Genomic DNA, 6,148 nt, shown 5'->3' on the forward strand with positions numbered 1-6,148 from the left:
TTCATCCCCCTTATTCAGTCCCAACAAAAACCGAACTCTGACTTTTTCCGCGCAACAAGCCGATCGCATCTTGCAATCCCCGCCGCGCCATCTCAAACATCGGCACTAAACGGGCCACCTTACCCGCAGTCGTCCCCTCCCAGCGCGACTCCGGCATCGGATTTAGCCAAGCTACATACCGCACCTTTGCCTTAATTTGCTGGAGAAACGCCGCCGTCAACTCCACCCTTTCCTCACTGTAACCCCCGCGAGCCGCCCCAGCATCGCTAAAAATTAACATAGCAGACTTCTCAGGCCGCAGGTTAGCCAGCAAGCGATCGATTTTCTCTGCTTCCAACTGATAAGGGTCATGGTATAGATAATCCACCGGACAATTCTGAAAATAATAAATGCCAGCATTCCCCAAACGCCCGCCTCGTACCGCTGTTTCCGCCAACCGCTGGGACAAATCGTGGAAGGGTACCATCGAACCGTCGCGATCTATTAATAACAGTAATTGCGATCGATTTACCCGGCGTGGCACCAACACCGGACTTAACAAAATGCCCTGTCGCCCAATCTGGTTAACTGTGGCTTCCACATCCAATTCTACAGGCGGCCCTTCCCGCACGGGACGGCGCAAGTAACGCCAACTTTGCTTCATCTGTCGGCGCGTCACTGGGAAATATTCGGATGTCAGGATAAACTGGCGATCGGAAATTGCCTCATATTTATTAGTAGCTTGCATCACTGCTTTTGCAGCTTGCACCTCATCTTCTATTGCCTCTATTAATTCAGGATGCGGGGCAGAGATAATTCGTTCGCTTGTTTGCTCAGTTAGTTTTGGTGCTGTTTCAATTATACCAGAATCCTCTGTTTCCGGTGCAGAAATCTCTGGTTTTTCTGGGATTGCTGGTATAGCTTCCTGACTTTCTTTGACAATTAGTTCAAAGTGATAGTCAAATAGGCGCTTATCCTCAGCAGATTTTACCCATAAAGTTTTGCACAGGCGGTATAAAGAAGTGCGATCGCTCGTTCCAAACCCCTTTTGTAAAGCTTCCAGTAACAGCTTATATTCATCGATTCCAAGGGGAAAACCAGCCTCCCGCAGTTGACTAAAAAGCTCAATTAGGGGCAGTTCATCCACAATCATAAGTCACCCCCAGCCAGCCTTTGCTTAGCATAGCGATTGTAATCATCCCAGCTTTTCAGCAGTACGCCCGGATACAAAAGTTTCTTACCCAATTCATCCAGAACTTTATCTTCAGGATAGTGGCGCAGTATCCGAAACCAATCCATTAATTCACTGGTACTCACTTTTTTTCCAGCTTCTCCCTTATCTTTCCGCATCTCCTCACGCAACTGCAAAAACCTGTCAATAATTGCATTTACTAGCGCTTCAGGAGATGCCACAAAGTGAGCATTGATAATCTCAATTAACTGCTGGCGCTTGGGAAATTCAAGATAATGAAACAAGCACCGCCGCAAAAAAGCATCGGGCAAATCTTTTTCATCGTTGCTAGTAATAAACACAATCGGTGTTGCCTTAGCTTGAATTTTTTCTCCCGTTTCTTCGATGGCAAACCGCTGTTCGTCAAGTTCCAAGAGCAAATCATTAGGAAAGTCAATGTCAGCCTTATCTATTTCATCAATCAGCACCACGGTCGTTTGTTCCTTCAGAAAAGCTCGCCCTAACGGCCCCCATTTAATGTAAGTCTCAGATTTATCAATTGCCTGAATTTTATCCTCGCTGAGGCTGCCGGCCGCCGCTAATTGAGCATCCCGCAAACGCCCCACAGCATCATAAGTGTAAAGTCCATCTTTTGCCCTGCTTGTAGACTTAATATTCCAAGTTTCATAAGGTAGTCCCAACTCATAGGCAACAGCACGGGCTAATTTAGTTTTGCCACACCCAGGTTCTCCTTTAATCAGCAGGGGACGTTCTAATTGAATTGCTAAGTTAACAGCTTCAACTAAATCTTCTTCAGGAAGATAAGGATAAAGCATTTGACCGTTTTCATCGATTTGTCCTAGTTGAGGCTGTACTTTACCTGTGTATTTAAAGGCTTCTCTGTTCAGTGTTTCAGCCATATTTTCTCCCATTCATACCAATTACAATCGCACAAATCACAAATTCTGTACAGAGCTAGTTGAGGCAAGCCGCCTTCACTGCTTTCAAGAATGTCTCGGACTGATTCCTCAACTTGAGTAGTCAATTTAAGGGGCAAGTCATCAAGACCATTTTCAATCCAAAATGTCAAATCTTGTTCGCGTAGTAGAGTAATTTTGGGCAACTTAACGGGGATGTGGGGTTCCCAACAGGGGGAGAATGTCTCAGCAAAATCGACATTGTTCCATTCTTCAACACACCCGCTATGGTCAATTAAAAACATTAGTAAGCGAGAAGAAGATTGAGTTACGTCAGACACGCTTTTTACCAAGGGCAACCAAAATTGTCCAATAAATTGACTCATACATTCCTCTGGCATCTGATCGAGTCGGTCAAAGATAAAAACCACAGTTCTATTTTGACATAATTGAGCAACTTTATCTATAATTTGTGTCTGTGAAGGTTGATTAATTAAACCGACACGACCGCCTAGTTCTTGCCACAAAGCTTTCGTATAAGTAGCGCGAGATTTTCGACTGAGTGTGACTGAAATTACTTTAGCATTTGTCGAATCAGGAACCTGCTTCATCAGCCGATTCAACAGCCATTTTTGACCGCTTTCTTCTTCGCCATGAATCAAATAAGCACCGATAGGATGCTGTTCAACAAATGTTCGGAAGAATTTAACTTGATGAGTATAATTTAACCGCTGTAAAGCTTGGTGAAGTTTATCATAAGATTGTTGAGATTGAGGTAAATTGGTTAGCGTTTTTGTTTCTTCTGCGGTCTTTTTCCGCAATTGTTTCCAAGTTGGGGAAGCTTCAACAGCAAAACATTGATCGTACATCACTGGCAACCAACTGGCTAGAGGATATTGTCCCTCTAATCCTTGGAGATTTTCTCTAGCCTGTCGCAAGGCTAAATATAAAATTTTTTCATTTTTTACAAAAGCTTCTAGAAAAAATTTCAAAAATTTGTGTGCGACTTCATCAGGTATCGGTGTCCGCATGACAATAACTTGGGGAACGTTCCAACTAGCTAGAGTTTTTGCTAAACCCAAACCATCGCAAGAGTTAAAAATAGCTAGTCTCAACCCTTTGCTAACGGCTTGTTTGACAGCATTTTCTAAATCTTCAATTTTGACTTTATCTGTTTGATTAATAGAAAGAATACCTTGTCCGTCTGTTGTTTTGCTATGCCCTGCAAAAAATAAAATATCCCAGGATTTTTCATCCCTCAATTCCCTAAAAATAGTTTCCTGGTCTTTTTCTGGCAAAAAGCAGGTGTTTGGGCATAATAGCTTAAGTTCTCGTTCATCTACGGTATAGTCAATTCCTTGACTATTTCCCATAATTGCTAGAATTCTGACTTCTGTTCTGGTTGAGTAACAAGGCTGAATTTTGTATTCTGACAAGCTAAAAGCCATCTCGGCTAGGGGATGATTTTCAAATAAATTCCAGAGATGCCAGGGAAGCTTTGCCAAATCGCTCTCGGAAGTTTGGAGAATAACTCGAATAATATCGTGAGATGTGCAATCAGTTTTTAATTCGTGCCATTTTTCGAGAAATTGCGAAGATGAAAGCCAATCATTAAGAAGTTTTTTAGCATTTAAAGGCTTGTATTTGAAATTAGCTTTAAAGCCGTGTTCCTTTAAGTTTTCATAAAATCTGTCTAGTTCTGGATCTGGAGGTAAACGGGCATCTAGCTCATTGTGGTACGGCTTGCCATCTTCCGCAATTCGCAGGAAAACTGGAAAACCTATCTTGAAACTCCCTTCACCCAATCGGATAACAATTAATTTTCCCATAGATTAACTTTTGTAAGCGCCGATGACAAAAAAGTCCGATCGCCCTTTTTACCCAATTTTTCAAACATTCCCCCAAACCTCTACAGTACCAGACGATCGCAGCAGAAAGCCCCAGAGGAAAGCATTTGTTCCCCTGGGGCTTTCTATCGCATCAATAATATTCAGCTTCGACTTAAGAACGAGAAGCGTTCAATGCAGCCCGAATTCCATCAACTTGCACACTCCGCAGCGCGATCGCTCGCGGGTCAACCCGATGGTGTACAGTACCGCAGACGGGACATTCCTCCCGACTTTTTGCTGTCAACCAAACGCTTTGATAAGCGTACTGTCCCGGCGTATCTCCAAACACGCCTGGATAAAACCAGTAATCGGGAACCATCGACAGCGTGAGATAATTTAATCCCCCATCGATCGCCGGATTCAAGAAACCTTTAAGCTTCACCTCAGCATCCTCCGGCAACAGCAGCGACAGCGCCATTTTCACCGCGACACTGGTAACATGATGAATATCCGCTGCGATCGCCACTTCACCCATCACTCGACCGTTATTCCCGTAGTCTGCCTCCACACTCACCCGTCCCAAATCTGCTTCTGCTTTATGGCGGTTGGCCGTAGCACAAAGATAGCAGGGAGTGCGATCTGGGATAGTCACAATTACCTCTCCTCCTTCGGCACCTTTGTAAAGCCCCACAAACAAAGCAGGTTTGCCGTGAAAGTAAGCAAAGCGGTTGAGAATCCGCTGGGCGGCGGGGTCATCGGTAGTAGCCACAATCAAGTCGGATTGTTGCACCAAAGCGTCGAAGGTTTCAACCTCATAATCCAACAAACTTTTAGGCTGTACCGTCAACTCCAGCAGCGGGTTGATGTGCAGCAGTCGCTTCGCCAGGGCTTCCACTTTCGGATTGCCCAAATCGGTAAAATCGTAGGTAGTGCGACAGAGATTCGCTGTTTCAACGGTTTCTGGATCGATGAGAGTGAGAGCACCGACACCGCTGCGAACCAGTTGTTCGGCGAAGTAGGAACCGACAGAACCTGTCCCCGCAATCAACACTCGTTTGCTGCTGATGTGCTGGCTGAGAATTCCTTGACTGCGCGCAAATAATCCTTGCTGGATTTCGGCGGCGGCAATTTTGGGGTCAACGCCCGAATAGCAACCACTCCAGCCAGCCAAGCGCGCGCGATCCGCGTCGGCTGTAACTGAGGACTTTCCCAAAGGGCCGTACACCTTCTGGTAGGGGCCAGAACCTGCGATCGCACTTTTGACTCCTGTTAGCAAACGGTCTTCTGGTGGTATTTCCAGCGACCAATCTAACTTGATTTCTTCTGTGTTTCCCCCCTCTGGTGTCACCATCAGCAGAGGTGGCGTGACGGGATAAGACTCGCTGACGAGAAACAGCAGTTCCAAACCGCCGTCGAGAATAACGCGACCGGCCGGCATCGCCTTTCCTTCCATTTCGGTGATAAATACTTCCGGTGGTTTACTGCTACCAAAAGTACGGCAAAGTTGCTGTAGGTTTTCCAACAGCGGTATGCGTTTGGGTGCAGCCGTCGGTAAGAGTGTTTGCAGGATACGGGGTAAATCGCGATCTGACACTTCCTTGACTGGCATCATTTCTACTCGCAAATAATTGCGATCGCGGGAAGCGACATAACAGGAAATTTTACCTTGTGCCATCGGCAATTCATGTTCGCGCAATTGCCCCCAAGGACGCTGTAAAGTCACAATCGGAGCTATAAAGTAGGGAATGTGAGGATTGAGATTCAGCCCTTCCAGCATCGCAGTTTCATCGGGGCCGGAAGGTCGGTCTAGACCGCCTGGGTGTGAGTGGATAACGCCTTTAAACTCCAATCCTTGATTGAGTTCTAGCTGCTGCACCCGTTGAGTTAATTGCGGGGATGGAAGATAGCTTGCACCGCTGGTATGGGCTTCTTCGTCTAGGAGAAAGTGGGTGATAATTGACTGACCTACGGGGCCTATAATTGCCCCTCCGCGTTCGGGAGGATGGTTGGCGATCGCAGTTTCAATGTCGTGCAAAACTGACTCGGAAATGTATAGCATCATAGTTTTCAGTTAATAGTTGATAGTTGACCTGTGGTAGGGGCGGTGCCCCCGTGCCCGCCCTCTTAGTTGACCTGTGGTAGGGGCGGTGCCCCCGTGCCCGCCCTCTTAGTTGACCTGTGGTAGGGGCGGTGCCCCCGTGCCCGCCCTCTTAGTTGACCTGTGGTAGGGGCGGTGCCCCCGTGCCCGCCCT

4 protein-coding genes are annotated in these 6,148 nt (G+C 46.4%); all 4 read right to left on the reverse strand.

The window, feature by feature from the left end; genetic code table 11:
* Nucleotides 1-10: 10 nt before the first annotated feature.
* The 4 genes from AAFP14_RS11165 to AAFP14_RS11180 all read right to left on the reverse strand — a co-directional run bounded on the left by AAFP14_RS11165 (nt 11) and on the right by AAFP14_RS11180 (nt 5,958).
* Complete coding sequence (locus tag AAFP14_RS11165; RefSeq protein ID WP_341732332.1) at nt 11-1,132, reverse strand: CoxE; 1,122 nt, start codon at nt 1,130-1,132, stop codon at nt 11-13.
* On the reverse strand, nt 1,129-2,070 hold the full coding sequence (locus AAFP14_RS11170) for an AAA family ATPase (RefSeq protein ID WP_341732333.1): 942 nt from the start codon (nt 2,068-2,070) through the stop codon (nt 1,129-1,131). The genes AAFP14_RS11165 and AAFP14_RS11170 overlap by 4 nt, the downstream gene beginning before the upstream one ends.
* Entirely contained in the window at nt 2,055-3,896 is a 1,842-nt protein-coding gene (locus AAFP14_RS11175) for a CHAT domain-containing protein (RefSeq protein WP_341732334.1), read from the reverse strand. The genes AAFP14_RS11170 and AAFP14_RS11175 overlap by 16 nt, the downstream gene beginning before the upstream one ends.
* Before the next feature lie 172 nt (nt 3,897-4,068).
* Nucleotides 4,069-5,958 (reverse strand): ThiF family adenylyltransferase, encoded by a 1,890-nt coding sequence (locus AAFP14_RS11180; protein ID WP_341732335.1) that lies wholly within the window; start codon nt 5,956-5,958, stop codon nt 4,069-4,071.
* Nucleotides 5,959-6,148 lie beyond the last annotated feature (190 nt).

The organism is Microcoleus sp. EPA2 (assembly GCA_020882975.1).
Lineage (GTDB): Bacteria > Cyanobacteriota > Cyanobacteriia > Cyanobacteriales > Microcoleaceae > Microcoleus.